The sequence below is a fragment of the Streptomyces sp. NPDC088732 genome (assembly GCF_044751205.1).
GTDB lineage: Bacteria > Actinomycetota > Actinomycetes > Streptomycetales > Streptomycetaceae > Actinacidiphila.
The window spans coordinates 34,141-59,739 of sequence record NZ_JBIVLI010000033.1 but is presented as its reverse complement, the minus strand read 5'-3'; the positions used below and the strand labels follow the sequence as shown (position 1 = coordinate 59,739).

Below are 25,599 nucleotides of genomic sequence, written 5' to 3'. Positions count from 1 at the left end.
GAGACCCGGTTGACTGGGGCTATTCACCAGGCAAGGATGTGAATGATTCAATCCAGTCGCGAGGAGGCAGGGGCATGACCGCAACCGGCAGCGGACCGAGGACCGTGCGCGCACCGCGCGGAAGCGCGCTCACCGCACAGGGCTGGCAGCAGGAAGCCGCGCTGCGCATGCTGCAGAACAACCTCGACCCCGAGGTCGCCGAGCACCCCGAGAAGCTCGTCGTGTACGGCGGCACCGGCAAGGCCGCCCGCGACTGGCGCTCCTTCGACGCGATGGTCCGCACCCTCCAGGGGCTGAAGCAGGACGAGACGATGCTCGTCCAGTCCGGCCGCCCGGTCGGCGTGATGCAGACCCACGAGTGGGCGCCGCGTGTGCTCATCGCCAACTCCAACCTGGTCGGCGACTGGGCCACCTGGGAGGAGTTCCGCCGCCTGGAGGCGCTGGGCCTGACCATGTACGGCCAGATGACGGCCGGTTCGTGGATCTACATCGGCACCCAGGGCATCCTCCAGGGCACGTACGAGACCTTCGCCGCTGTCGCCGAGAAGAAGTTCGGTGGCAGCCTCGCGGGCACCATCACCCTCACCGCCGGGCTCGGCGGCATGGGCGGCGCCCAGCCGCTCGCCGTCACCATGAACGGCGGCGTCGTCATCTGCATCGACGTCGACCCGCGCGCCATCGAGCGCCGTATCGAGCACCGCTACCTGGACGTGAAGGCCGACTCCCTGGAGCACGCCCTCGCCCTGGCCACCGAGGCCCGCGACCGGCGCAAGGCGCTCAGCATCGGCGTGCTGGGCAACGCCGCCGAACTCGTGCCGCAGCTGCTGTCGATGGACGCGCCCATCGACATCGTCACCGACCAGACCTCCGCGCACGACCCGCTGGCGTACCTGCCGATCGGCGTCGACTTCGCGGACATGGCCTCCTACGCGGCCGAGAAGCCCGCCGAGTTCACCCAGCGGGCCCGCGAGGCGATGGCCAAGCACGTCGAGGCGATGGTCGGTTTCATGGACGCCGGCGCCGAGGTCTTCGACTACGGCAACTCCATCCGCGGCGAGGCCCAGCTCGCGGGCTACGACCGGGCGTTCGCCTTCCCCGGCTTCGTCCCCGCCTACATCCGGCCGCTGTTCTGCGAGGGCAAGGGCCCCTTCCGGTGGGCGGCGCTGTCCGGCGACCCGGCCGACATCGCCAAGACCGACAAGGCGATCCTGGAGCTCTTCCCGGAGAACGAGTCCCTGGCCCGCTGGATCAAGATGGCCGGTGAGCGCGTCCACTTCCAGGGCCTGCCGGCGCGCATCTGCTGGCTCGGTTACGGCGAACGCGACAAGGCCGGTGAGCGCTTCAACGAGATGGTCGCCGACGGCACCCTGGCCGCCCCGGTGGTCATCGGCCGCGACCACCTCGACGCGGGCTCGGTGGCCTCCCCGTACCGCGAGACCGAGGCCATGCTCGACGGCTCCGACGCCATCGCCGACTGGCCGCTGCTCAACGCCATGGTCAACGTCGCCTCCGGCGCCTCCTGGGTCTCCATCCACCACGGCGGCGGCGTCGGCATCGGCCGCTCGATCCACGCCGGCCAGGTCACCGTCGCCGACGGCACCAAGCTCGCGGGCGAGAAGATCCGCCGCGTGCTCACCAACGACCCCGGCATGGGCGTCATCCGGCACGTCGACGCGGGCTACGACCGCGCCGAGGAGGTCGCGGCCGAGCGCGGGGTGCGCGTCCCGATGCGCGAGGACGGAACCGCGTGACCTCCTCGTTCCACGAGATGTGGGCGGAGTTGCGGCCGATCGGCCGCGACTCCGGCTCCGGCGGCTACCGCCGCCACGCCTGGACCGGCGCGGACACCGACTGCCGCGCCTGGTTCCGGGCGCAGGCCGAGAGCCGGGGCCTGGCGTACGAGCTGGACCGCAACGGCAACCAGTGGGCCTGGCTCGGCGATCCCACTGCCGGGGACGCCGTCGTCACGGGTTCGCACCTGGACTCGGTGCCGGACGGCGGCGCCTTCGACGGCCCGCTCGGCATCGTGTCATCCTTCGCGGCGCTGGACGAGCTGCGCGCCCGCGGCGCCCGCCCGGACAAGCCCCTGGCGATCGTCAACTTCGGCGACGAGGAGGGCGCCCGCTTCGGACTGGCCTGTGTCGGCTCCCGGCTCACCGCCGGGCAGCTCACCCCCGACAAGGCCCGGCAGCTGCGCGACGGCGACGGTGTCACCCTCGCGCAGGCCATGGAACGCGCCGGGCACGACCCCGAGGCGATCGGCCCGGACCCCGAACGCCTCGCCCGGATCGGCGCGTTCGTCGAACTCCACGTCGAGCAGGGCCGCTTCCTCGCCGACACCCCGCACGCGGTCGGCGTCGCCTCCGCGATCTGGCCGCACGGCCGCTGGCGGTTCGACTTCCACGGCGAGGCCAACCACGCGGGCACCACCCGCCTGGACGACCGCCACGACCCGATGCTGACGTACGCCGCCACCGTGCTCGCGGCCCGCGAACAGGCCCGGTCCGCCGGGGCCCTGGCCACCTTCGGCAAGGTCGGCGTCGAACCCAACGGCGTCAACGCCATCGCCTCCCTGGTCCGCGGCTGGCTGGACTCCCGCGCGGCCGACGAGGCGACCCTCGCCGCACTCGTCGCCGAGATCGAGCGGGCCGCGGTGGAGCGGGGCGGGCGGGACGGCGTCGCCGTCGGCGTGACCCGCGAGTCGTTCACCCCGGTCGTGGAGTTCGCCCACGGCCTGCGCGACGCACTCGCCAAGCTGCTCGGTGGCGCCCCCGTGCTTCCGACCGGCGCGGGACACGACGCCGGCATCCTCTCCGAGGCGGTCCCGACCGCCATGCTGTTCGTACGGAACCCCACAGGGGTCTCGCACTCCCCGGCGGAGACCGCGGCCGAGGACGACTGCACGGCCGGGGTGACCGCACTCGCCGACGTACTGGAGGGCCTGGCGTGTCACTGACCCCGCAGAGCTACTGGGCCGAGTACGCCTGGACCGGCGGCCGGGTCCGGGCGGGCGTGGTCGTGGAGGCCACCGCCGACGGCCGGATCGCCGCGCTGCGCACCGGTGTCCCGGCCCCGCCGGTGGGCGCGGTCACGCTGCGCGGGCTGACCCTGCCGGGCCTGGCCAACGCCCACAGCCACGCATTCCACAGGGCGCTGCGCGGCACCGTGCAGGCGGGCGCCGGCACGTTCTGGACCTGGCGCGAGGTGATGTACGGCGTCGCCGGGCGGCTCACGCCCGAGAACTACTTCGCCCTCGCCAAGGCCGCGTACGCGGAGATGGCGCTGGCCGGCATCACCTGCGTCGGCGAGTTCCACTACGTGCACCACCGGCCCGGCGGCGCCCCCTACGCCGACCCCAACGCGATGGGTCAGGCCCTGATCGCCGCCGCTCACGAGGCCGGCATCCGCATCACGCTGCTGGACACCGTCTACCTCTCCTCGGGCTTCGGCGCCGCCCCCGAGCCGCACCAACTGCGGTTCAGCGACGGCGACGCCGAGTCCTGGGCCGAGCGCGCCGCCGTGCTGCGCGACGGCCCGCAGGTGCGGATCGGCGCCGCCGTGCACTCGGTGCGGGCCGTTCCCGCCGGGGAGCTGGGCACCGTCGTGCGCTGGGCGCGGGACCGGCAGGCCCCGTTGCACGTGCACCTGTCGGAGCAGCCCGCGGAGAACGAGGCCTGCCTGGCCGCGCACGGCGTCACCCCCACACGGCTGCTCGCCGACCACGGCGTGCTCGGCCCGCGCACCTCGGCCGTGCACGCCACGCACCTCACCGACGAGGACATCGCACTGCTCGGCGGCTCCGCCACGACGATCTGCATGTGCCCCACGACCGAACGCGACCTCGCCGACGGCATCGGCCCCGCCCGGGCGCTCCAGGAGGCGGGCAGCCCGCTCAGCCTGGGCAGCGACAGCCATGCGGTGATCGACCTGTTCGAGGAGGCGCGCGCGATGGAGCTCGACGAGCGCCTGCGCACCCGCACCCGCGGCCACTGGACGGCCGCCGCCCTGCTGGGCGCCGCCACCGCCGACGGCCACGCCTCGCTCGGCTGGGCGGACGGCGGCCGGCTGGAGCCGGGCGCCCTCGCCGACTTCACCACCGTCGCGCTGGACTCCGTCCGCACCGCGGGACCGCCGCCCCGGCTGGGCGTGGAGACGGCGGTCTTCGCCGCCACCAACGCCGATGTCCGGCACACCGTGGTCGGCGGGCGCCACATCGTGCGCGACGGGGCCCACCAGTTCGTGCGCGACGTGGGCGGGGCGCTCGCCGCCGCGATCGCCGAAGTCTCCGCCGCAGAAGGAAACCCCTCATGAGCAGCAGTGTCATCACCGGCATCGGCAGCCTGGTCACCAACGACCCGGCACTCGGCGAGGGCCCGCTCGGCCTGCTGGAGGACGCCGCCGTCGTCATCGACGGGGAGCACGTCGCCTGGGTCGGCCCCAGCGCGCAGGCGCCCGCCGCCGACGAGGCGTACGACGCGGCGGGACGGGCGGTCGTCCCCGGCTTCGTCGACTCCCACTCCCACCTGGTCTTCGCCGGCGACCGCACCCGCGAGTTCAACGCCCGCATGTCCGGCCGGGCCTACACCGCGGGCGGCATCCGCACCACCGTCGCCGCCACCCGGGCCGCGAGCGACGAGGAACTGCACGCCAACGTCGCCCGCTACGTCGCCGAGGCGCTGCGCCAGGGCACCACGACCATCGAGACCAAGTCCGGCTACGGCCTCACCCCGCACGACGAGGCCCGCGGACTGCGGATCGCGGGCGCGCACGCCGACGAGGTCACCTACCTCGGCGCGCACATCGTCGCCCCCGAGTACGCCGACGACCCCGCCGGCTACGTCGACCTCGTCACCGGCCCGATGCTCGACGCCTGCGCCCCGTACGCCCGCTGGGTCGACGTCTTCTGCGAGCGCGGCGCCTTCGACGGCGACCAGGCCCGCGCGATCCTCACCGCCGGCGCCGCCCGCGGCCTGGTCCCGCGCGTCCACGCCAACCAGCTCGGCCACGGCCCCGGTGTGCAGCTCGCCGTGGAGCTGGACGCCGCCTCGGCGGACCACTGCACGCACCTCACCGACGCCGACGTCGATGCCCTGGCGAGCGGCCGCACGGTGGCCACGCTGCTGCCAGGCGCCGAGTTCTCCACCCGCGCGGTCTATCCCGACGCGCGGCGGCTGATCGACGCGGGCGTCACGGTCGCGTTGTCCACGGACTGCAACCCCGGCTCCTCCTTCACCAGCTCGATGCCCTTCTGCGTGGCCGTGGCCGTGCGCGACATGCGGATGACCCCGGACGAGGCGGTGCGGGCGGCCACGTGGGGCGGGGCGCGGGCGCTGCGGCGCGAGGACGTCGGGCACCTGGCACCGGGGGCGCGGGCGGACTTGGTGCTGCTGGACGCGCCCTCGCACGTGCACCTGGCCTACCGGCCCGGGGTGCCGCTGGTGGCCGGCGTGTGGCGGCGGGGGGTGCGGGTCCCGGCGTAGCGCTGCGCTCCGCTGCACCGGGTTTTTCCCCCGCCCTCCCGCCCGTGTGCCCGGCGAGGTCACGCGCCCCGACGCGCGTTGTTGGGGGGCCGGGTTCGGGGCCTCCGGGGCTGCCATTCTGGACAGCACATTTAGGTGCCTCAGGCGCTTTTCGTTGAGCACCCCGGGTCACGCACCCAAATATGCTCCAGTGTCCAGAACGCCACCCCTGCGACCCCGCCCCCTCCGTTTCGTCATGCGCCTGATCCCCGGTGGGGGGTGTGAGGGCGGTCCGGGCGGGCGCAAAGGCCGCGCTGAAGCCCTACCGGCGGTCATGGCGCAGAACGGCCCCCGCGCCTGGTGAGAGGGGCGGGGGCCGTTTCGGAGGGGAGAGGCGGAGGGGGTCAGTCCTCTACGAGGAGGCCGCGCCTGAGCCGTCCGAGGGTGCGGGTCAGCAGCCGGGACACGTGCATCTGCGAGATGCCCAGCTCCTGGCCGATCTCGGACTGTGTCATGTTGCCCACGAAGCGCAGCGACAGGATCTGCCGGTCGCGGTAGGGGAGCTCGGCGATCAGCGGCTTGAGGGACTCCACGTACTCGATCCCCTCCAGACCGTGGTCCTCGTAGCCGATCCGGTCGGCGAGCGCGCCCTCGGAGTCGTCCTCCTCGGGCTGGGCGTCCAGCGAGCTCGCGGTGTACGCGTTGCTGGCGCTCATGCCCTCGACGACCTCGGTCTCGCTGATCTGAAGCCGCTCGGCGAGTTCCGCCACGGTGGGCGCGCGGTCCAGCTTCTGGGCCAGCTCGTCACCGGCCTTGGCCAGGTCCAGGCGGAGTTCCTGCAGCCGGCGCGGGACGCGCACGGACCAGGAGGTGTCGCGGAAGAACCGCTTGATCTCACCGATGATCGTCGGCATGGCGAAGGTGGGGAACTCGACGCCGCGGCTCATCTCGAAGCGGTCGATGGCCTTGATCAGCCCGATCGTGCCGACCTGGACGATGTCCTCGACCGGTTCGCTGCGGGAGCGGAACCGGGACGCCGCGAACTTCACCAGGGCGAGATTGAGCTCGACCAGGGTGTTGCGCACATAGCTGTACTCGTGGGTGCCCTCCTCCAGCGTCTCCAGCCGCTGGAAGAGCGTTTTGGACAGCGCCCGTGCGTCCACCGGCCCCACCTCGTCGTAAGGCGGGATCTCCGGCAGGTCCTCCAGGCCCTCCGGGGTCCCGTACTCCTTGTGAACGGTGGTCTCCGTAGTCGCCGACGCGTCGCGCGCGTCGAGCCGGGATGCCATGCTCTCCTCCCTCGGTGCGGTGACGGGGGCATGCGGAACCAGGAATTCAGCCCACACTCCACGCCTACCCCGTTTGGCGCGGATATTGCAACTCGGACCGGTCCGGTCCTGGCGCGGTCCCGGCAGGGGCCGCGGGTCTCCCGGAGCGACTACCACCGAGGTCAGGAAAGCGCGTAGGGTGCGAGATGCGCATGGCCGATTCATCCGGGAGGAGTGCGCATGGACCGCGAGATGGTCGGGACGACCGGCCGTGACCGGCTGCGTGTCGCTGTGAGCCGCTCGGGCACGAGCGCGGTCGTCGCGCCCACCGGTGAGCTCGATCACCACACGGCAGACCTGCTGCGGGAGCCGCTGGACCAGCTCGTCGAGGACGGTCACAGCACGCTCGTCGTGGACTGCACCGGTCTGGAGTTCTGCGACTCCACCGGACTGAACGTCCTGCTCGGCGCCCGTCTGAAGGCGGAGGCGGCCGGAGGTTCCGTCCACCTGGCGGGGATGCGGCCGGCCGTGGCCAAGGTCTTCTCGATCACCGGTGCCGAGGCCGTGTTCACCGTGCACGACACGCTGGACGACGCGCTCAAGGAGTGATCCTCCGGCGGGCCCCGCGCGGGGCCCGTGAGGTGTGCCCTGATCGTCCGGCAATCGGGATGTGTCCCGCGGGGAGGGCAGGGCAGGAGACACCTCGGGATCACATCTGACACTGGCGGACATCGGTGAGTGGAGGCGCTGATGAGCACCACGCGGCCCCCTGCGGCGGACGACCGCGACCCGGGCGGCGCGGACGCGCTGCCCTCCGGACCGGGGGAGGCCCAGGTGCGCAGGCTCCATCTGTCGGGTGTCGCGGGTGCCGTGCCCATGGCACGTGACTTCACGCGGCAGGCACTGAACGACTGGGGCTGGCTCCCGGCCGACTCCGCGGACCGGCGGGCCGCCGCCGAGGACGTCCTGCTGGTCGTCTCCGAGCTGGTGACGAATGCCTGCCTGCACGCGGGCGGCCCCGAGGAACTGCGGCTGCACCGGCAGCCCAAGTCGCTCCGTCTGGAGGTCGCCGACGGCGGCGTGGGCGACCCCGCCCCGCGGACCCCGCACCGCGCCGGCCGGCCGGGCGGGCACGGCATGTTCATCGTGCAGCGGCTCTGCCTGGACTGGGGTGTGCTGCGCGGCATGGACGGGCAGCCCGGCAAGACGGTCTGGGCCGAGGTCGCGGCTCCCGCGTAGCCGGTCCCCCGGCCTCCACCGCTGCTGTCCCGGCGCATCCCACGGTGCGTCGGTTTTCGTGCGCCCCCGCCTGCCTGACCATCCGTCAGGTCCGGTGGTCATTCCCCGTCGTGGGCGGCGGAGGCGTCCAGTTCCTCGATGGAGGCGTTGGACGGCCGCTCGTCCCGCAGGTCCGCCGCCACCGACTCCGCGTCCCGCAGGACGCGCACCGCGTTCCGCCACGCCAGCTTCGCCAGGTCCTCCCGCGACCAGCCGCGGCGCAGCAGTTCGGCGAAGAGCCGCGGGTAGCCGGACACGTCGCCCAGGCCCTCGGGCAGGTAGGAGACGCCGTCGTAGTCGCCGCCGAGCCCGATGTGGTCGGCACCGGCGGCCTCACGCATGTGGTCCAGGTGGTCGGCGACGGTGCCGATGGTCGCGACCGGCCGGGGGTTGGCCTGCTCGTAGGCCCGCTGGACCGCCAGCGCCTGCGGCGTCTGGTCCAGCGGGTGCAGACCGTGCGCGGTCATCTCGGCGTTGGCTCCGACGATCCACTCGGCGGCTGCGGGCAGCACGAACTGCGGCACGAAGGTCGCCATGGCGACCCCGCCGTTGCCGGGCAGGCGCTCCAGGACGTCGTCGGGCACGTTGCGCACGTGGTCGCAGACCGCCCGCGCGGAGGAGTGCGAGAACAGCACCGGTGCCCGCGACGCCCGCAGTGCTGCGCGCATCGTGTCGGGCGAGACGTGCGAGAGGTCGACGAGCATGCCGAGGCGGTTCATCTCGCGGACGACCTCCTCGCCGAAGGGGGTCAGACCGCCGTGCCGGGGCGCGTCGGTGGCCGAGTCCGCCCAGTCGATGGTGTCGTTGTGGGTGAGCGTCATGTAGCGCACACCCAGCGCGTACAACGTCCGCAGCACACCGAGGGAGTTGGCGATGGAGTGCCCGCCCTCGGCGCCCATCAGCGAGGCGATGCGGCCCTCGGTGCGGGCGGACTCCATGTCGTCGGCGGTGAACGCGGCCCGCAGGTCGCCGGGGTGGCGCCCGATCAGGCGCCGGACGCAGTCGATCTGCTCCAGCACGGCGGCGACGGCGTCCCCGCCGGCCAGGCCGCTGCGCACGTACACCGACCAGAACTGGGCGCCGACCCGCCCGGCCCGCAGCCGCGGGAGGTCGGTGTGCAGGTGCGCCGACTGGTCCGCGGCGATGTCCCGCAGATCGAGGTCGTAGCGCACCTGCTCGCGCAGCCGCCAGGGGAGGTCGTTGTGCCCGTCCACGACGGGATGGGCGTCGAGCAGTTCCCGTGCCCGCGCGAGCAGTTCGTCCTCCGCGCTCATCTACTTGCCTCCGAACCCGAAGCCGGCCGCCCCCTCCACCTTGGCACGCAGGCGCTTGCCCTTGTCGGTCGCCTGCTGGTTCAGCTCCTCCTGGAAGTGCCGCATCCGCTCCAGCAGTTCGGTGTCGTGCGCGGCGAGCATCCGCACCGCCAGCAGGCCCGCGTTGCGCGCACCGGCCACCGAGACCGTGGCGACCGGCACCCCGGCCGGCATCTGGACGATGGACAGCAGCGAGTCCATGCCGTCCAGGTACTTCAGCGGCACCGGCACGCCGATCACCGGAAGCGGCGTCACCGAGGCGAGCATGCCCGGCAGGTGGGCGGCACCGCCGGCGCCCGCGATGATCGCCTTGAGGCCGCGCCCGGCGGCTTGCTCGCCGTACGCGACCATCTCGCGCGGCATGCGGTGCGCGGAGACGACGTCGACCTCGTAGCGCACCTCGAACTCGTCGAGTGCCTGGGCGGCGGCCTCCATGACCGGCCAGTCGGAGTCGGAACCCATCACGATGCCGACCAGGGGGCTGCTGCTCATTCGGTGATCGTCCCTCGCAGGTAGTCGGCGGCGTGCCGGGCGCGCTCGCGCACGTCGGCCAGGTCGGCGCCGTAGGTGTTGACGTGACCGACCTTGCGGCCGGGCTTCACGTCCTTGCCGTACATGTGGATCTTCAGCTGCGGGTCCCGGGCCATGCAGTGCAGATAGCCCTGGTACATGTCGGGGTAGTCGCCGCCGAGGACGTTCGCCATCACCGTCCACGGCTGCCGCGGGCGCGGGTCGCCCAGCGGCAGGTCCAGCACCGCCCGCAGGTGGTTGGCGAACTGCGAGGTCACGGCGCCGTCCTGGGTCCAGTGGCCGCTGTTGTGCGGGCGCATCGCCAGCTCGTTGACCAGGATCCGGCCGTCCCGGGTCTCGAACAGCTCGACCGCCAGGTGGCCGACGACACCGAGTTCCCTGGCGATGGTCAGGGCCAGTTGCTGCGCCTGCGCCGACAGCGCCTCGGGCAGGTCCGGGGCGGGCGCGATCACGGTGTCGCACACGCCGTCGACCTGGATCGACTCCACCACCGGGTAGGCCACCGCCTGCCCGTGCGGGGACCGCACGACGTTCGCCGCCAGCTCCCGCGCGAAGTCGACCTTCTCCTCCGCGAGCACCGGCACCCCGGCCCGGAACGGCTCGGCGGCGCCCGCCTCGTCGCGGACCACCCACACGCCCTTGCCGTCGTAGCCGCCGCGCACGGTCTTGAGCACCACCGGGTAACCGGCGCCCTCCGCCGCGAAGCGCGTCACGTCCGCCGGGTCGGCCACGATGCGGTGCCGCGGGCACGGCACGCCGATGGAGTCCAGCTTCGCCCGCATGACGCCCTTGTCCTGGGCGTGCACCAGGGCGTCCGGCCCCGGGCGGACGGCGATGCCGTCGGCCTCCAGGGCCCGCAGGTGCTCGGTGGGTACGTGCTCGTGGTCGAAGGTGATCACGTCGCAGCCCGCCGCGAACGCGCGCAGCGTCCCCAGGTCGCGGTAGTCGCCGACGACGACGTCTCCCGCCACCAGGGCCGCGGAGTCCACGGGCGTGTCACTGAGGAGCTTGAATCTGATGCCGAGCGGGATGCCCGCCTCATGGGTCATACGGGCGAGCTGGCCGCCGCCGATCATGCCGACTACCGGGAATGTCACAGTCACCAGGATATCTGGGTACGAATGACGCCCCGACCCCTGTCCCAGCGGCCCCCCGGCTAGCATGAAGGCCTCTGACCGAAGACAGACGGGACCGGGCGATCACATGGGCGAAGCGACGGGGCACACCGGCCGGCCGGCGGTGCTCACCGACCGCCTGTGGGGGATAGCGCGCGAGGTCGCCAAGTTCGGCGCGGTCGGCGGCGCGGGTGTGCTGGTCAACATCGGCGTCTTCAACCTCGTCCGGCACCTCACGGACCTCCAGGTGGTGCGTGCCAGCGTCATCGCGACCGTCGTGGCCATCGTCTTCAACTACGTCGGCTTCCGCTACTTCACCTACCGCGACCGCGACAAGGGCGGCCGCACCCGCGAGCTGGGGCTCTTCCTGCTCTTCAGCGCGATCGGGCTGGTGATCGAGAACGGCCTGCTCTACATGGCGACCTACGGCTTCCACTGGGACAGCCCGCTGCAGAGCAACGTCTTCAAGTTCCTCGGCATCGGGGTCGCCACCCTCTTCCGCTTCTGGTCCTACCGCAGCTGGGTCTTCAAGGCCCTGCCGAGCCACGGCGCCGTACGGCAGGCAGAATCGTTCCTGGTCGAAGCCGAGGGCGAGACCGTCGGCGAGGCGCCCGGCGCCCCGGTCGGACGCGCGGGCTGACCGCCGCCCCTGACGTCACAGCGGCGGTTCCTGGCGGGCCAGGAAGAGCGCGAAGACCGGCGGACGCTGCTGGAGCAGTTCCAGCCGGCCGCCGTCCGCCTCGGCCAGGTCCCGCGCGACGGCCAGACCGATGCCCGTGGAGTTGCGCCCGCTGACCGTGCGCTCGAAGACCCGGGCCCCCAGCTCCGGCGGCACGCCCTGGCCCTCGTCCGTCACCTCCACCACCACCTGGTTTCCGGTGACGCGGGTGGAGATCGCCACCGTGCCCGCGCCGTGCATCAGCCCGTTCTCCAGCAGGGTGGCCAGCACCTGCGCGACCGCGCCCGGCGTGCCCACCGCCCGCATCCGGTCGGAACCCGTGGTGATGACCCGCCCCGCGCTGCGGTAGGCCGGGCGCCACTCCTCGACCTGCTGCTTGATCACGTCGTCGATGTCGAAGACCACCGCGGAACCGGTCCGCGGGTCGCGCGCGTTGGTGAGCAGCCGCTGCACGACATCGGTCAGCCGCTCGACCTGGCCGAGCGCGATCGTCGCCTCCTCCTTGACCGTCTCCTGGTCGTCGGCGGTGGCGATGATCTCCTCCAGCCGCATCGACAGCGCGGTCAGCGGGGTCCGCAGCTGGTGCGAGGCGTCCGCGGCCAGCCGCCGTTCCGCGGTCAGCATGCGGGCGATCCGCTCGGCGCTGCGGTCCAGCACGTCGGCGACCCGGTCCAGCTCCGGCACCCCGTAGCGGCGGTGCCGGGGCCGCGGGTCGCCCGAACCCAGCCGTTCCGCGGTCTCGGCCAGATCGGTCAGCGGACTGCCGAGCCGCCGCGCCTGCCGCACCGCCAGCACCACGGCGGCCAGCACCGCCAGCAGCGCCACCGCGAGGATGATCAGCAGGGTGCGGCCGATCTCCTGGCTGACCTTGCTCCGTGACTCCTGGACGACGACGGTCTCGCCGTGCTCGCCCGTCTGCCGGGAGGAGATCACCTTGCCCGTCGGGCGCGTGCCGATGACGATCGGGGTCTCGCCCGGGATCGTCACCCGCGCGTAGCGGTCCGGCGCGATCTGCTGGGACAGCACCGCGCGGCTGATCCGCTCGTCGCCGATGATCCGGCTCTCGACGATGCCGATCAGCCGTACCGCCTCCGAGTCCACGCTCTCCCTGGCGCTGTTCTCGATCGTCCGGGTCTCCACGATGACCAGGGAGACGCCGAAGACGGCGATGACGACGAGCACCACGGCGAGCGTGGACTGGATGAGACGGCGGCGCATGGTTGAAGCGTCTCAGCTTTCCGGGGCGGACAGGTCCGCGGGCATCGTGTTCGGTTCGCTCAGTTCTTCTCGAACCGGAACCCGACACCGCGGACGGTGGAGATGTAGCGCGGGGCGGCCGCGTCGTCGCCCAGCTTCTTGCGCAGCCACGAGATGTGCATGTCGAGCGTCTTGGTCGACGACCACCACGTGGTGTCCCACACCTCGCGCATCAGCTGCTCACGGGTGACCACCCGCCCGGCGTCCCGCACCAGCACACGCAGCAGGTCGAACTCCTTCGCCGTGAGCTGCAGCTCCTCGTCGCCCATCCAGGCGCGGTGCGACTCGACGTCGATCCGCACCCCCTGGGTCGAGGGATGCTGGGCCTCCGCCGTGCCGCGCCGCAGCAGGGCCCGCACGCGGGCCAGCAGCTCGGCCAGCCGGAAGGGCTTGGTCACATAGTCGTCGGCGCCGGCGTCCAGGCCGACCACCGTGTCCACCTCGTCGGCGCGGGCGGTCAGCACCAGCACCGGGAATCCATGGCCCTCGGTGCGCAGCCTCCTGCACACCTCGAGCCCGTCCATTCCGGGCAGCCCCAGATCGAGCACCAACAGATCGAAGGAGCCGAGCAGGGCGGCTTCGAGCGCCGCCGGTCCGTCCTCACGCACCTCGACCTCGTACCCTTCGCGGCGCAGCGCGCGTGCGAGCGGTTCCGAGATGGATGCGTCGTCCTCGGCGAGCAGTACGCGGGTCATGCGCTGATGGTAGTCCGCTCGGAGAAACCGCACGCCGGGCGGGCCGTGCGTGCTGTGAGACGCGTCTCAAGTCGCCCCATATAACACATGTGAAGCTGTCATAAAGTAACGAAAAGCCCGCATCAGTTCCCCCGTGGGACCTTTGACGTTCATGTGGCGTCGATGGGCCCTACTGCTGCGGGGCTGGTCCCCACCAGCATCAGTCATCGACCTGTAGGCCGGGGCCGCCGCCTGGGAAGGCGGTGGCCGTGGATCCTGGCGCGCCTTCGCGTGCGCCGGTGCCGGTCACCCCCCACCCGGGCGCGCCCCCCTCGCGCGGCGCGTCCCGAGCAGCAAGGAAAGCCCATGGCGTCCAGCCTGACTGAGGGCCTCGCCGCACGGAACAGCAGTTCCGGCGGCAGCTTCCTCGGCCACCCCCGCGGCCTGGCCACACTCTTCATGACCGAGACGTGGGAGCGGTTCAGCTACTACGGCATGAGGGCGTTGCTCGTCCTCTACCTGACGGCCTCGGTCGCGGACGGCGGCCTCGGCATGAAGGCCGCCACCGCCGGCGCCATCTACAGCGTCTACACCGCCACCGTGTACCTGCTGGCCATGCCCGGCGGCTGGTTCGCCGACCGCCTGTGGGGCCCGCGCCGCACGGTCGCCATCGGCGGCACGATCATCATGATCGGCCACTTCCTCCTGGCGGTGCCCGTCCGGGCCTCGTTCTTCGTCGGCCTGGTCTTCATCGCCGTCGGCTCCGGCCTGCTGAAGTCCAACATCTCCACGATGGTCGGCCAGCTCTACCCGGACCGGAACGACCCCCGCCGCGACGGCGGCTTCACGATCTTCTACATCGGGATCAACCTCGGCGCCTTCCTCGCGCCGCTGGTCATCGGCACCGTCGGCCAGAACGTCGACTGGCACCTGGGCTTCGCCCTCGCCGGCGTCGGCATGGGCCTCGGCCTCGGCCAGTTCCTGCTGGGCACCAAGCACCTCGCGCCGGTCTCCAGCGTGGTCCCCACCCCCCTGGACACCGCCGAGCGCGCCGGACTGATGAAGAAGGCCCTGCTCTGGCTCGCCGCCGCGGTCGTCTTCTACGGCGTGGTCACCTTCACCGGCCACTTCACGATCAACTGGGTGCTGTGGCCGCTCTCACTGCTGGGCCTGGCGCTGCCGGCGTACTACTTCATGCGCATCCGCCGCGACCAGGAGCTCACCTCGGACGAGAAGACCAAGGTGACCGGCTACATCTGGTTCTTCGTCGTCGCCGCCGTCTTCTGGATGATCTACGACCAGTCCGGCTCGACCCTGACGGTCTTCGCCTCCGACCACACCGCGTCGAAGCTCTGGGGCTTCCACTTCCCCGAGAGCTGGTTCCAGTCGCTGAACCCGCTCTTCGTGATGGCCCTGGCCCCGGTCTTCGCCCTGCTGTGGATGAAGCTGGGCCGGAAGAACCCCAGCACCACCGTGAAGTTCGCGCTCGGCCTCGTCGGCATCGGCGCCTCGTTCGTCGTGATGATGCTGGCCCAGGCCGCCGCCTCCGGCGACACCCGGGTCACCCCGCTGTGGCTCGCCGTGGTCTACCTCATCCAGACCGCCGCGGAGCTGTGCCTGTCCCCGGTGGGCCTGTCGGTGACCACGAAGCTGGCCCCGGTCAAGTACGCCAGCCAGATGATGGGCCTGTGGTTCCTCGCCGTGACGGCGGGCGACTGCGTGGCGGCGATCCTTCAGCTGGTCATCGGGGAGGGGTTCCTGTCGGAGACGGCCTTCGCGATCCAGGGCGGCGTGGCGCTGGCGGCGGGTGTCGCGTTCGTGCTGTACCGCAAGCGGGTGGTCGCCCTGATGGGCGACGTGCACTAGCGGTTCCGCTGCGCTGGCCGCCTGGGTTTTTCCCCCACCCGCCCGCCCGATTGCCCGGCGCGGTATGTGCGGGCCCCGCGCTGCGTGCGTTGTGGGGTCGGCGCCGCTCCGGAGTCCGTCCTCGGCGCTCGCGGTCTACGCCAACGTGCTGTGCAGCGCGGTCGCCGCTCGTCGCCTGCGGGCGGACCCCGGCGCACCCCCTCCCGGGGTCGTTGGGGCGACTTACGGCCGGTGGGGTGTCTGTTGGCGGTGACGGCTGCGCACTTTGTTGGCGCTGCGCCAATGGGTGCCCGGACACGGTGCCGTCTCTACCCACCCACCGGGGATCAGGCGCGATACGAAACAGAGGGGGCGGGGTCGGAGGGGTGGCGTTCTGGACTGTGGAGCATATTTGGGTGCACAACCCGGGGGCACGCAGCCGAGGGTGCCTGAGGCACCTAAATGTGCTGTCCAGAATGGCAGCCCCGGAGGCCCCGAACCCGGCCCCCCCCCACAACTGGCGTCGGGGCGCCCTGACTTCACAGGGCACACGGGCGGGAGGGCGGGGGAAAAGGGAACGCCGGACCGGAAGCGACAGGGGCCCGCATGCCGCCCGCCAGGGCTACGCGTTGGGGCGGCCCATCGCCCGGAACGTCCACCCCGCCGCCCGCCACACGGCAGCGTTCAACGCGTTGCGCCCGTCGATGATGTGCCGCTGCCCCGCCACGGCCCCCAGCGCCCCCGTGTCAAGCTCGCGGAACTCCTGCCACTCGGTCAGGTGCAGCACGACCTGGGCGCCGCGTACCGCCTCCAGCGCGCTGGATGCGTAGCCGAGCGTGGGGAAGAGGCGGCGGGCGTTGTCCATCGCCTTGGGGTCGTAGACGGTGACCTGGCCGCCCTGGAGGTGGATCTGCCCGGCGACGTTGAGCGCGGGGGAGTCCCGTACGTCGTCCGAGTCCGGCTTGAAGGCCGCGCCCAGTACCGCGACGCGCTTGCCGAGGAAGCCGCCGCTGCCGCAGGCCTCGCGGGCCAGTTCGACCATGTGGGCCCGGCGCCGCATGTTGATGGAGTCGACCTCGCGCAGGAACGTCAGGGCCTGGTCGGCGCCGAGTTCGCCGGCGCGGGCCATGAACGCCCGGATGTCCTTGGGCAGGCAGCCGCCGCCGAAGCCGATGCCGGCCCGGAGGAACTTCTTGCCGATCCGGTCGTCGTGGCCGATGGCCTCCGCGAGCTTCATGACGTCGCCGCCGGCGGCCTCGCTGACCTCGGCCATGGCGTTGATGAAGGAGATCTTGGTGGCGAGGAAGGCGTTCGCCGCCGTCTTCACCAACTCGGCGGTGGGGTAGTCCGCGACGACGAACGGGGTGCCCTCGGAGACCGGGGTCGCGTAGATCTCCCGCAGGAGCTTCTCGGCGTGCTCGGAGGCGACGCCGACGACGATCCGGTCGGGGTGCAGGGTGTCCTCGACGGCGAAGCCCTCGCGCAGGAACTCCGGGTTCCACGCCAGTTCGGCCCGGTCGCCCACCGGGGCGAGTTCGGCCAGCCGCCCGGCGAGCCGGGCCGCGCTGCCGACCGGCACCGTGGACTTGCCGACGACGAGGGCGGGTCGGGTCAGGTGCGGGGCGAGCAGGTCGAAGGCGGACTCGACGTGGCTCATGTCGCAGGCGTACTCGCCGTGCTTCTGCGGGGTGTTGACGCAGACGAAGTGGACGTCGCCGAAGGCGGCGACCTCCTCCCATGACGTGGTGAAGCGCAGCCGGCCGCTCGCGCCGGGCAGGCCCGCGACATGGCGGCCCAGAAGTTCCTCCAGGCCCGGTTCGTACATGGGGACCCGGCCCGCCGACAGTGTCTCGATCTTGGCGGGGTCGATGTCCAGCCCCAGTACCTCGAAGCCCAGCTCCGCCATCGCGGCGGCGTGCGTGGCGCCCAGATAGCCGGTGCCGATCACGGTGAGCTTGAGGGCCATGGAGGCTCCCTCCCCTGGTGGTGGCCGGTCTGTGCTGCCGAGCATAACCGCGGGGGGTGACGTCCTCCCGTCCGCCCGGTGCGTCGGGGTTGGCGGGGGCGTGGTGCCCGTGTGGCGGGACGGGTGCCATGGGCATGGCCATGGACGGCCTCGGCGCGCCACAATGCCCCGTACGCACGCGTGGGGAGCGGGTGCACAGTGTGGGGGTGGGGCGTGACGACGACGGATCCGGTCGGTCACAAGGACACGGCTGTTGAGGAAACGCACGGGGACGAGGCCGCGCGCGGCCGCAAGCGGCGCCGCCGCACCCGCAGGGTCCTGCTGGCGGCGCTGACGCTGCTGGCGGCGGGGGTGGTCGCGGTGGCGGGAACGCTGTGGTGGGCGGTGGACCACTACACCGGCAAGGTGAGCCGGATCCCGAACGCCTTTCCCACCAATGTGCCCGAGAGCGAGCAGCCGGCTCCCGCCAAGGGCGGCGAAACGTTCCTTCTGGTCGGCGTGGACGCCCGCTCCGACCTGCCCACCACCGGCGAGGACGCGCAGGCGCCGGAGTGGAAGCGCGGCGCCCAGCGCAGCGACACCATGATGCTGGTCCACCTGCCCGCCGACCACCGGCACGCCTACGTGGTCTCGCTGCCCCGCGACAGCTGGGTCAGCGTCCCCGGCAACGGCAAGGCCAAGCTCAACGCCGCCTTCTCCTGGGGCGGTCCCCCGCTGCTCATCGACACCGTGCAGCGGCTGACCGACGTCAAGGTCGACCACCTCGCCGTCATCGACTGGAGCGGCTTCCGCACCCTGACCGACGCCATCGGCGGCGTCGACCTCGCCGGCCGGCACATGAACGGCGACCAGGCCCTGACCTATGTCCGCGAGCGCTACCACCTGCCCCGCGGCGACCTGGACCGCACCCACCGCCAGCAGGCCTTCCTCCGCGCGGTGATCGCCAAGACGCTCACCCCGTCCACGATGAGCAGCCCGCTCAAGGCCAAGCACCTGCTGGACCAGGTCACCGGGGTGGTCAGCGTCGACGACCGGCTCTCCGACGGCGACCTGCGCGACCTGATGTGGAAGATGCGCGACGTCCGGGCGTCCGACATGGTCTTCATGAACGCGCCCGTGGGCGGGCTCGACATGATCAAGGGCCAGTCGGTCGTGCTGCTCGACGAGAGCGGCAGCTCCCAGCTCTGGGAGGCCCTGCGCAACGACACCATGGCCGACTACGTCGCGGGCCACTCCCTGGACCGGCTCGGCGCCAGTACGCCGTGAGGGCCGGGAAGCGCCCGCTTCCCGGCCCCCGGTCGTCCCGCCCGGCTCACGAGTCGGGGGTGACGGTGACCTTCTCGTCGTTCTTCAGCTCGGAGATCAGCTGCTTCACCTTCGGCATGTCCCACTTCAGGGAGCTGCCCGCGCTGGTGTTGATCGAGCCGGCGGTCGGCATGTTCATCGACAGGCCGTCACCGCTGTTGACGCCCTTCATCGCCCAGAACATCGAGACCAGGTTCCACAGGCTCATGTCCTTGTCGACGATCAGGGTGTCCAGGCCCGAGCCCATCACCGGGTAGAGCTTGAACGGGTTGAGCACCGTGCCCGGCGTCGCGGTCTGGGACGCGAGGGCGGCCAGGAACTTCTGCTGGTTCTTGGTCCGGCCGAGGTCGCCCTCCGCCTCCTGGTACCGCTGGCGGACGAAGGCGAGCGCCTCGTCGCCGTTGAGGGTCTGGGTGCCCTTCTTGATGTGCAGGCCGGAGTTCTTGTCGTCGATGTTGCGCGGGATGTCCAGCTCGACGCCGCCGACCGCGTCCACGATGTTGGCGAAGCCGGCGAAGCCGATCTCCGCGTAGTGGTCGATGTGCAGGCCGGTGTTGTACTCGATGGTGCGCACCAGCAGCGTCGGGCCGTCGATCGAGTAGGCGGCGTTCAGCTTGTTCTGCCCGGGGGACTTGAACGTCTTGCCCGACTCGGATCCCTTGAAGTCGGGGATCGTGACGTAGGAGTCGCGCGGGAGCGAGATCAGCGAGTTCCCGTTGTCGCCGACGTGCAGGATCATCATGGAGTCCGTGCGCTTGCCCGCGGCGGAGCCGGTGTGCAGCTGCTTCTTCTGGTCGCCGGACAGGCCCTCGCGGCTGTCGGAGCCCACGATCAGGTAGTTGGTGCCCTTGCCGGTCTCCGGCCGGTCGATCACCGTGCCGAGGTCGACCTCGCGGCGCACCTTGCCGTCGGCCCATATGTAGGTGCCGATGGACCAGGCGAGCACGACGACCACCAGCGCCAGCAGGGTCACCTTGACCCGGCGTGCGCGGCTGCCCGGACGGGGAGGCCGGCCGGCGGTCGTGGGCGGGCCGTAGCCGCCCCCGTCACCCCCGTCGCCGCCGTACCCGCCGCCGCCGTAGGCGGGCGCGGGGGCGGCAGGGCTGCCGTACCCCTGCTGGCGCGGGACGCTGCCGGGGCCCGCCGCCGCGCGGCGCGGGGAGAGCTCGGGGGGCAGCGGGGGCTCGGGCGTCTGCTGCTGCCGCTGGTTCCTGTTGTCGGACCAGCCGTCGGGCCATGCGTTCATGTACGGCAGTGTGCCCGTTCCGAGGGCCGAGCAGGAGATCGGTTCCGCTTCTGCAGCAGAGCTGATGCAAAGGTCACAGGACTGCCGCTTCCCCGTGACCCAATGCGCCCGTCCCGCGTCATCCCGTGAGGTGGGTGGGCAGGTCGGTGTGCGTCTCGATCATCCCGGCCGCCTGCTCCAGCAGTTCGTGGGCCAGGTTGGAGCAGGCCCGGGACGCGGCCACGTCCTCCCCGATGCGCAGGTCCGGTTCGTCGCCGGGATTGCGCCGGGAGTACCCGTGCCCCACGACTCCCGGGGCGCCGTCGCCGGCCAGCGACGCGGTGCAGGCGGTGCGGTTGCCGTCCTCCTCCAGGGTCAGCTTGATCGTCCAGGTCTTCTCCATGGCGCTCACCTCAAGGACAGGCTCGGATGGCGGGTTCAACACGGACATCGAAAACATCGGGAACATCCCCCTTTGACAGCATCCGCCCGGCCCCGTCCCCGGGCAAGGTGTGCCGGGCGGAGGGCGCCGCGGGCCACTGCATAGGCTGGGCCCATGTTCGAAGAGCCTGCCCCGCACCCCGTCGCGGCCAAGCCGACCTCCGCCTCGCGGATCACGCTGGCGCACATCATGACCCAGAACGACACGAACCTCCTGGGCACCGTGCACGGCGGTGTGGTCATGAAGCTGGTGGACGACGCCGCGGGGGCCGTCGCCGGCCGCCACTCCGAGGGCCCGGCCGTGACCGGCGCCATGGACGAGATGGCGTTCCTGGAGCCGGTGCGGGTCGGCGACCTGCTCAAGGTGCAGGCGCAGGTCAACTGGACCGGTCGGTCCTCCATGGAGGTCGGCGTGCGGGTGGTCGCCGAACGCTGGAACGAGTCGGGGCCGGGCACCCAGGTGGCCAGCGCCTATCTGGTCTTCGTCGCCGTCGACGCCGAGGGCAAGCCGCGGTCCGTGCCGGAACTGGTCCTGGAGACCGACCGGGACCGCCGCCGCTACCAGGAGGCCCAGATCCGGCGCACGCACCGGCTGGCCCGCCGCCGGGCGATCATGGAGCTGCGCCAGAAGCGGGCCGCCGAGGGGCTGGACGACTGACCGCGGTCAGCCGCACAGCATGCGGTCGCCCCGGACCGGCCTGATGCCCACCGGCTCCGGCCGCGGCTGGGGTGCCGGGGCGGGCTCCCCGGCCCGTACCGGCGTGACGCCCCGGTAGTCGGCGCCCACGATCACCCGCAGCACCGGCCCGAGCCCGGGCACGGCCCGCAGCTCCGCGTACGGCAGCGCGGTGCCGAGCACGGCCGCGGAGCGGTCCCAGCCCGGGTCGTAGTGGATGACGGTGTACTCCGCGTCGTGCCGCGTGGTGTTGCCCGGCATCCCCGTGGTGCGGAAGCCGGTGCCGCGCAGGTCCTTGTCGGCGCGGGCGCCGAGGCCCGTGACGGCCGTGCCGTTGTTGACCTGGACGTGGATCGAGCCGGGCGGCACGTCCACCTGCTCGGGGCTGCGCGAGGGCGCGGGCGTCCCGCTCGCGGGGGCGGCGGCCGGGCCGGCCAAGGGCCGGTCCTCCCGGAGGGCGTCGAAGAGCCGCTTGGCGCCCCCGGTCGACCAGCGCACGGTCGAGCCGACCCCCTGGACCCGGAAGGGCGTCGGCTCCACCGGTACCGTCGCGAACTCCAGCGACCCCACGCCGAAGCCGCCGCGCAATCCGGTGACCAGCGAGATCAGGTCGTCCGGTGTGGTCTGCCGGTCGGTGCGCACCGAGCCGAGCGCGGCCGCGGCGACCTGTTCGAGCTTGGCCGGGTTGCGCAGCAGCCCGGTCTCGGTCGCCCGGCGCACCAGGGCCGCCAGGAAGCGCTGCTGGTGGCCCATGCGGGTCACGTCCATGGCGTCCTGGCCGAACCCGGAGCGGACGTACTGGAGCGCGGCGCCGCCGTTCATGCGGACGGTCCCGGCGGGCAGGTCGATCCCGGTGTAGCGGTCGCTCAGCGGGTGGGCGGTGCACACGTCGACGCCGCCGACGAGGTCGACGGCCTTCATGAAGCGCCGGAAGTCGATCTCGGCGTAGTGGTCGACGGGCAGCCCGGTCAGCTTCTCGACGGCCCTGACGGTCAGCGCGGGGCCGCCGTCCCCGTACGCCCACTTCAGCTTGCCGGGGCGGGGGAGCTCGGCGTAGGAGTCCCGGGGCAGGCCGACCACGCTGATCCGGCGGCCGTCCCGCGAGACGTGCGCGAGCATCATCGTGTCGGCGCAGTCGCAGGCCTGGCCGCCCAGGTGCCAGCGGGTGCGCTGGGCCGCGGTGAGGCCCCGGCGCAGGTCGGTGCCGACGATCAGGTAGTTGGTGCCCTTGGTGGATCCGGCGCGGCTCTTCTGCCCGCCGAGGGCGTCCACGTGCGCGAGACGGCTGTCCATGTGCGCGCGGACGGCGTGCCCGATCCCGCTGGCGGTCAGGATGACCAGCGAGACCGCGCCGAGGAGGCGCATCCCGCGGCGCACCGGGGTCCGGCGGGCGGCGGGCGCCGGCGGGCGGCGTCGAGCGGCGGTCATAAAGGCACGTTAAGCAGTCATACCGTCCTACGGTATGAGCCTCGCCCGGGCCCGCGCACCGCTGTCATCCGTTCGCGGTAACGTGTGCGGCTGTGAACGCTGCGACCCCCCACCTGCCGCCCGCCGTTTCCGTGATCATGCCGGTGCTCGACGAGGAGCGCCATCTGCGCGCGTCCGTCCGGCACATCCTGGAGCAGGACTACGCGGGCGAGCTGGAGGTCGTCATCGCCCTCGGCCCCTCGACGGACCGCACCGACGAGATCGCCGCCGAGCTCGTGCGCGAGGACCCCCGGGTGCACACCGTGCCCAACCCCACGGGCCGCACCCCCGCCGCCCTGAACGCGGCCATCAAGGCCTCCCGGCACCCCGTCGTGGTCCGGGTCGACGGTCACGGCATGCTCTCCCCGGACTACATCAAGACCGCGGTGCGGCTGATGGACGAGACCGGGGCCGCCAACGTCGGCGGCATCATGCACGCCGAGGGCGAGACCGACTGGGAGCGCGCCGTCGCCGCCGCCATGACCTCGAAGATCGGCGTCGGCAACGCGGCCTTCCACACCGGCGGCCAGGCGGCCCCCGCCGACACCGTCTACCTGGGCGTCTTCCGCCGCGAGGTGCTGGAGCAGCAGGGCGGCTACAACGAGGAGTTCATCCGCGCCCAGGACTGGGAGCTGAACTACCGCATCCGCGAGGCCGGCGGCCTGATCTGGTTCTCGCCCGAGCTGCGGGTCTCCTACCGGCCGCGGCCGAGCGTGCGGGCGCTGGCCAAGCAGTACAAGGACTACGGCCGGTGGCGCCGTGTCGTCACCCGCTACCACCAGGGGTCGGTCAACCTGCGCTACCTGGCCGCCCCCGGCGCCGTCCTGGCGATAGCCGCGGGCGTGGTCGTCGGTGCGGCCGTCACCCCGCTGGGCTTCGTGGTCCCCGGCGGCTATCTGGCCGCCATCGCGCTGGGTTCGCTGCCGGCCGGCAAGGGTCTGCCCCTCGCGGCGCGGGCGCAGATCCCGGTCGCGCTGGCCACGATGCACATGTCCTGGGGCTTCGGCTTCCTCACCAGCCCGCGTTCGCTGGCCCGCCGGGTCATCGCCAGCCGCCGTCCCGCGGTGCGGCCGACGGCCGACGCCGACGCGTGACACCCGCGGCCGGGCCCCGGCGGGGGGCCCGGCCTCCGCTTGCTACCAGCGGTAGTACGGGTTGACCTTCATGCACGCCGACTTGTCGGAGGCGTTGAGCGCGTTCGCGCTGTCCAGCACTTCCTTGGTGTCGGACGAGCTCTGCTTCGGGTAGCTCGTGCCGGTCGTCCAGTCGGCGCCGACCACCAGCGTGATCCCGGAGGCCTGGTCGGACTTCTTCACCGAGCTCGTCGGCATGCCCAGCGACTTCGCGACCGCCAGGGCGTTCGCCTGCTGGTCGTCGGAGGGGTAGGTGACCGTCGAGCCGGACTGCGACTGCGGGGTGCTCTCGGCGGCCGCCTGCGTGAAGCCCAGCGCGAGGAGGCGGTCGGAGATCGCCTTGGCCCGTCCGGGGACGGCGGCCTGGGCGGCCGTGCCGGTGCCGTTCTCCACCGTGACCGCGATGTCCGCCTTGGCGTCGGGCTTCGCGGTCGGGGTGGCCGTCGGCTTCTTCTTCTGGCTCGCCTTGCCGTCGACCGGCTGGTCGTTGCGGAGCAGCGTGAAGAGCTTCGTCGCCGCGGGGGTCGGCACGACGTGGGCGTTCGGGTCCTCGGGGTCGGCGCCCCACGGCATCGTGGTCATCGTGATGCGGCTGGTGGGGACGCCCTTGAGGTCGTTGCCCATGTCGTACAGCTTCTTGACCGTGCCGAGGCCGGTGTCGACCGTCAGCGCCTTCGTGGCGCTCTCCGCGAGGCCCGTGAGCGCCCCGGGGTCGGTGAGCTTCGTGCCGGACTTCAGCTGGCGCACCATCGCGTTCATGTACATGTGCTGGGCGTGGGTGCGGCCGATGTCGCTGCCGTCCTCGAAGCCGTGGCGGGTGCGCAGCCACTGCAGCGCCTGCTGGCCCTTGATGGTGTGGTCGCCCGCGGTGAGCTTGAGTCCGGACTTCTTGTCCCAGACGTTGCTCTTGACGCAGACCGGGACGCCGCCGACCGCGTCGGCCATGGACACCACGCCGGCGAAGTCGATCATCATGAAGTGGTCGATGGATATGCCGGTCAGGTTCTCCCAGGTGGCCACGGTGCAGCCCGGACCGCCGTGCCCGAGGCTGGCGTTGATCGTCTCCGCGCTGGTCTCGGGGTAGACCGTGCCGTCGTCGGGGTCGGTGCACTTGGGGATGGTGACCCGGGTGTCGCGCGGGATGCTGACCACGGTCATGTTGCTGCGGTCGGCCGAGACGTGCAGCAGCATCTGGACGTCGGCCAGCGGCTTGCGGTTCGCGTCGGCCTTGGCGCCGCCGAGCTTCTGGTTCTCCTTGGAGGCCCGGCTGTCCGAGCCCAGCAGCAGGATGTTGAGCGGTGTCTGCCCGGCCGCGTTCGCCTTGCTCTTGTCGACCTTGCTGTCGCCGAGGTTGAGAGCGTCCTTGCGGATGTTCGCGTTCAGGTGCTCGTAGTAGGCCCAGGCGGCGCCGGCCGACCCGACTATCGCGAGCGATGTGACGATCGCCACCCAGCGCAGCGCACGCCGCTTGCCCTTCTTGCGGCGGCGGTTGCCGCGCCGGCCCGGACCGCCGGGGCCCCCCGCGCCGTCGTCGCCGCCGTCGCCGTCACCCGGCCCGCCGGTCCGCGGGTCGGTGGAGGCGGAGTCGTCGCCGTACTCCTCCTCGGGGGCGTACGGCTCGGGCTCGTACACCTCCTGGTCGAAGGCCGAGGGCTGGTACGCCGTGGTGTCGTAGGGCGCGTACTGCTGCTGTCCCTGCGGCTGCTGCGGCTGCTGCTGGTAACCGCCGCCGTACGAGGGCTGCTGCGGAATGTACGGTGCCCCGTCACCGCCCCTGTACGGAGCGTTGCCCCACCCGGGTTCATGAGGTTCGCGAGGGGCGTTGAGCCCCCCAGGGGCGCTGCCGTGGCGCATTCAGGCCTCCCATGGCGCGCTGGACACTCCGGTCGACCGCTGCGCCGAGGCGCCGCGCATCGTGGGTGATTCTCAGCTGCGCGACTGTCAAAGCCCTGTGGGGTCCGACAGAG

Annotated in this window: 22 protein-coding genes; 11 read left to right on the top strand and 11 right to left on the bottom strand. The window is 72.2% G+C overall.

Annotated features, from left to right (window positions below; translation table 11 throughout):
* Window positions 1-74: 74 nt before the first annotated feature.
* From hutU to hutI, 4 genes are read left to right on the top strand one after another with little or no spacing between them, the layout of a single operon-like run.
* The gene (gene hutU, locus ACIP9H_RS38065; protein ID WP_401587857.1) at window positions 75-1,751 is read left to right on the top strand and encodes a urocanate hydratase; all 1,677 of its coding nucleotides are present in this window, start codon (window positions 75-77) and stop codon (window positions 1,749-1,751) included.
* A 17-nt stretch (window positions 1,752-1,768) separates the two neighbouring features.
* Window positions 1,769-2,956, top strand: a complete 1,188-nt coding sequence (locus ACIP9H_RS38060; RefSeq protein WP_401588017.1) for an allantoate amidohydrolase — start codon at window positions 1,769-1,771, stop codon at window positions 2,954-2,956.
* A complete protein-coding gene (locus tag ACIP9H_RS38055; protein WP_401588019.1) occupies window positions 2,953-4,311 on the top strand; it encodes a formimidoylglutamate deiminase in 1,359 nt (452 codons plus the stop codon). Before ACIP9H_RS38060 ends, ACIP9H_RS38055 begins: the two co-directional genes overlap by 4 nt.
* On the top strand, window positions 4,308-5,480 hold the full coding sequence (hutI, locus tag ACIP9H_RS38050; protein ID WP_401963530.1) for an imidazolonepropionase: 1,173 nt from the start codon (window positions 4,308-4,310) through the stop codon (window positions 5,478-5,480). Before ACIP9H_RS38055 ends, hutI begins: the two co-directional genes overlap by 4 nt.
* 383 nt (window positions 5,481-5,863) lie before the next feature.
* Here the strand turns inward: hutI and ACIP9H_RS38045 are convergent, their stop codons facing one another.
* A complete protein-coding gene (locus ACIP9H_RS38045; RefSeq protein WP_360910933.1) occupies window positions 5,864-6,748 on the bottom strand; it encodes an RNA polymerase sigma factor SigF in 885 nt (294 codons plus the stop codon).
* Window positions 6,749-6,967: 219 nt separating this feature from the next.
* Here ACIP9H_RS38045 and ACIP9H_RS38040 point away from each other — a divergent pair, with 219 nt between their 5' ends.
* Window positions 6,968-7,336 carry an STAS domain-containing protein gene (locus tag ACIP9H_RS38040; RefSeq protein WP_360910935.1) on the top strand — a complete coding sequence of 123 codons (369 nt, stop codon included), beginning with the start codon at window positions 6,968-6,970 and terminating at the stop codon, window positions 7,334-7,336.
* 141 nt (window positions 7,337-7,477) lie between these two features.
* The gene (locus tag ACIP9H_RS38035; RefSeq protein ID WP_401587863.1) at window positions 7,478-7,966 is read left to right on the top strand and encodes an ATP-binding protein; all 489 of its coding nucleotides are present in this window, start codon (window positions 7,478-7,480) and stop codon (window positions 7,964-7,966) included.
* Between the two features lie 98 nt (window positions 7,967-8,064).
* Here ACIP9H_RS38035 and ACIP9H_RS38030 read toward each other — a convergent pair whose 3' ends face one another.
* Genes ACIP9H_RS38030 through ACIP9H_RS38020 form a run of 3 tightly spaced genes read right to left on the bottom strand, consistent with a single transcriptional unit; the run spans window position 8,065 to window position 10,946 of the window.
* On the bottom strand, window positions 8,065-9,279 hold the full coding sequence (locus ACIP9H_RS38030; protein ID WP_401587866.1) for a dipeptidase: 1,215 nt from the start codon (window positions 9,277-9,279) through the stop codon (window positions 8,065-8,067).
* Window positions 9,280-9,810, bottom strand: coding sequence for a 5-(carboxyamino)imidazole ribonucleotide mutase (gene purE / locus ACIP9H_RS38025; RefSeq protein WP_401587869.1), 531 nt, complete (start codon window positions 9,808-9,810; stop codon window positions 9,280-9,282).
* A complete protein-coding gene (locus ACIP9H_RS38020) occupies window positions 9,807-10,946 on the bottom strand; it encodes a 5-(carboxyamino)imidazole ribonucleotide synthase (protein ID WP_401587871.1) in 1,140 nt (379 codons plus the stop codon). The genes purE and ACIP9H_RS38020 overlap by 4 nt, the downstream gene beginning before the upstream one ends.
* Before the next feature lie 106 nt (window positions 10,947-11,052).
* Here ACIP9H_RS38020 and ACIP9H_RS38015 point away from each other — a divergent pair, with 106 nt between their 5' ends.
* On the top strand, window positions 11,053-11,604 hold the full coding sequence (locus ACIP9H_RS38015; RefSeq protein WP_401587874.1) for a GtrA family protein: 552 nt from the start codon (window positions 11,053-11,055) through the stop codon (window positions 11,602-11,604).
* 15 nt (window positions 11,605-11,619) lie between these two features.
* Here the strand turns inward: ACIP9H_RS38015 and ACIP9H_RS38010 are convergent, their stop codons facing one another.
* Together ACIP9H_RS38010 and ACIP9H_RS38005 are read right to left on the bottom strand one after the other, a co-directional pair.
* Window positions 11,620-12,861 (bottom strand): ATP-binding protein, encoded by a 1,242-nt coding sequence (locus tag ACIP9H_RS38010; RefSeq protein WP_401587876.1) that lies wholly within the window; start codon window positions 12,859-12,861, stop codon window positions 11,620-11,622.
* 59 nt (window positions 12,862-12,920) lie between these two features.
* Complete coding sequence (locus ACIP9H_RS38005; protein WP_018559726.1) at window positions 12,921-13,595, bottom strand: response regulator transcription factor; 675 nt, start codon at window positions 13,593-13,595, stop codon at window positions 12,921-12,923.
* A 345-nt stretch (window positions 13,596-13,940) separates the two neighbouring features.
* Between ACIP9H_RS38005 and ACIP9H_RS38000 the strand changes: the two genes are divergently transcribed.
* Window positions 13,941-15,440 (top strand): peptide MFS transporter, encoded by a 1,500-nt coding sequence (locus ACIP9H_RS38000; RefSeq protein ID WP_401587879.1) that lies wholly within the window; start codon window positions 13,941-13,943, stop codon window positions 15,438-15,440.
* Window positions 15,441-16,041: 601 nt separating this feature from the next.
* On the opposite strand, the gene ACIP9H_RS37995 is transcribed toward ACIP9H_RS38000, so the two are convergent.
* Window positions 16,042-17,385, bottom strand: coding sequence for a UDP-glucose dehydrogenase family protein (locus ACIP9H_RS37995; RefSeq protein WP_401587882.1), 1,344 nt, complete (start codon window positions 17,383-17,385; stop codon window positions 16,042-16,044).
* Window positions 17,386-17,598: 213 nt separating this feature from the next.
* Between ACIP9H_RS37995 and ACIP9H_RS37990 the strand changes: the two genes are divergently transcribed.
* The gene (locus tag ACIP9H_RS37990; RefSeq protein WP_401963525.1) at window positions 17,599-18,651 is read left to right on the top strand and encodes an LCP family protein; all 1,053 of its coding nucleotides are present in this window, start codon (window positions 17,599-17,601) and stop codon (window positions 18,649-18,651) included.
* Between the two features lie 46 nt (window positions 18,652-18,697).
* Here the strand turns inward: ACIP9H_RS37990 and ACIP9H_RS37985 are convergent, their stop codons facing one another.
* Together ACIP9H_RS37985 and ACIP9H_RS37980 are read right to left on the bottom strand one after the other, a co-directional pair.
* Window positions 18,698-19,936 (bottom strand): LCP family protein, encoded by a 1,239-nt coding sequence (locus ACIP9H_RS37985; RefSeq protein ID WP_401587887.1) that lies wholly within the window; start codon window positions 19,934-19,936, stop codon window positions 18,698-18,700.
* Between the two features lie 118 nt (window positions 19,937-20,054).
* Window positions 20,055-20,318, bottom strand: coding sequence for a DUF1876 domain-containing protein (locus tag ACIP9H_RS37980; RefSeq protein WP_360910957.1), 264 nt, complete (start codon window positions 20,316-20,318; stop codon window positions 20,055-20,057).
* A gap of 153 nt (window positions 20,319-20,471) precedes the next feature.
* On the opposite strand from ACIP9H_RS37980, the gene ACIP9H_RS37975 reads away from it, so the two are divergent.
* Window positions 20,472-21,014: an acyl-CoA thioesterase gene (locus ACIP9H_RS37975; RefSeq protein WP_401963523.1), complete on the top strand. Its 543-nt coding sequence runs from the start codon at window positions 20,472-20,474 to the stop codon at window positions 21,012-21,014.
* A 6-nt stretch (window positions 21,015-21,020) separates the two neighbouring features.
* Here the strand turns inward: ACIP9H_RS37975 and ACIP9H_RS37970 are convergent, their stop codons facing one another.
* On the bottom strand, window positions 21,021-22,460 hold the full coding sequence (locus ACIP9H_RS37970) for an LCP family protein (RefSeq protein ID WP_401587892.1): 1,440 nt from the start codon (window positions 22,458-22,460) through the stop codon (window positions 21,021-21,023).
* 92 nt (window positions 22,461-22,552) lie between these two features.
* Between ACIP9H_RS37970 and ACIP9H_RS37965 the strand changes: the two genes are divergently transcribed.
* Entirely contained in the window at window positions 22,553-23,593 is a 1,041-nt protein-coding gene (locus ACIP9H_RS37965; RefSeq protein ID WP_401587894.1) for a glycosyltransferase family 2 protein, read from the top strand.
* A 42-nt stretch (window positions 23,594-23,635) separates the two neighbouring features.
* Here ACIP9H_RS37965 and ACIP9H_RS37960 read toward each other — a convergent pair whose 3' ends face one another.
* A complete protein-coding gene (locus ACIP9H_RS37960) occupies window positions 23,636-25,486 on the bottom strand; it encodes an LCP family protein (RefSeq protein WP_401963521.1) in 1,851 nt (616 codons plus the stop codon).
* Window positions 25,487-25,599 lie beyond the last annotated feature (113 nt).

What these genes read in the sequence shown, in the direction of transcription:
- ACIP9H_RS37980 (WP_360910957.1), bottom strand. Translation starts at nt 20,318, where the DNA reads ATGGAGAAGACCTGGACGATCAAGCTGACCCTGGAGGAGGACGGCAAC.
- ACIP9H_RS38030 (WP_401587866.1), bottom strand. Translation starts at nt 9,279, where the DNA reads ATGAGCGCGGAGGACGAACTGCTCGCGCGGGCACGGGAACTGCTCGAC.
- ACIP9H_RS38010 (WP_401587876.1), bottom strand. Translation starts at nt 12,861, where the DNA reads ATGCGCCGCCGTCTCATCCAGTCCACGCTCGCCGTGGTGCTCGTCGTC.
- ACIP9H_RS37970 (WP_401587892.1), bottom strand. Translation starts at nt 22,460, where the DNA reads ATGACCGCCGCTCGACGCCGCCCGCCGGCGCCCGCCGCCCGCCGGACC.
- hutU (WP_401587857.1), top strand. Translation starts at nt 75, where the DNA reads ATGACCGCAACCGGCAGCGGACCGAGGACCGTGCGCGCACCGCGCGGA.
- ACIP9H_RS38035 (WP_401587863.1), top strand. Translation starts at nt 7,478, where the DNA reads ATGAGCACCACGCGGCCCCCTGCGGCGGACGACCGCGACCCGGGCGGC.
- ACIP9H_RS38005 (WP_018559726.1), bottom strand. Translation starts at nt 13,595, where the DNA reads ATGACCCGCGTACTGCTCGCCGAGGACGACGCATCCATCTCGGAACCG.
- ACIP9H_RS37985 (WP_401587887.1), bottom strand. Translation starts at nt 19,936, where the DNA reads ATGAACGCATGGCCCGACGGCTGGTCCGACAACAGGAACCAGCGGCAG.
- ACIP9H_RS37960 (WP_401963521.1), bottom strand. Translation starts at nt 25,486, where the DNA reads ATGCGCCACGGCAGCGCCCCTGGGGGGCTCAACGCCCCTCGCGAACCT.
- purE (WP_401587869.1), bottom strand. Translation starts at nt 9,810, where the DNA reads ATGAGCAGCAGCCCCCTGGTCGGCATCGTGATGGGTTCCGACTCCGAC.
- hutI (WP_401963530.1), top strand. Translation starts at nt 4,308, where the DNA reads ATGAGCAGCAGTGTCATCACCGGCATCGGCAGCCTGGTCACCAACGAC.
- ACIP9H_RS38045 (WP_360910933.1), bottom strand. Translation starts at nt 6,748, where the DNA reads ATGGCATCCCGGCTCGACGCGCGCGACGCGTCGGCGACTACGGAGACC.
- ACIP9H_RS38015 (WP_401587874.1), top strand. Translation starts at nt 11,053, where the DNA reads ATGGGCGAAGCGACGGGGCACACCGGCCGGCCGGCGGTGCTCACCGAC.
- ACIP9H_RS37995 (WP_401587882.1), bottom strand. Translation starts at nt 17,385, where the DNA reads ATGGCCCTCAAGCTCACCGTGATCGGCACCGGCTATCTGGGCGCCACG.
- ACIP9H_RS38040 (WP_360910935.1), top strand. Translation starts at nt 6,968, where the DNA reads ATGGACCGCGAGATGGTCGGGACGACCGGCCGTGACCGGCTGCGTGTC.
- ACIP9H_RS38000 (WP_401587879.1), top strand. Translation starts at nt 13,941, where the DNA reads ATGGCGTCCAGCCTGACTGAGGGCCTCGCCGCACGGAACAGCAGTTCC.
- ACIP9H_RS38060 (WP_401588017.1), top strand. Translation starts at nt 1,769, where the DNA reads ATGTGGGCGGAGTTGCGGCCGATCGGCCGCGACTCCGGCTCCGGCGGC.
- ACIP9H_RS37975 (WP_401963523.1), top strand. Translation starts at nt 20,472, where the DNA reads ATGTTCGAAGAGCCTGCCCCGCACCCCGTCGCGGCCAAGCCGACCTCC.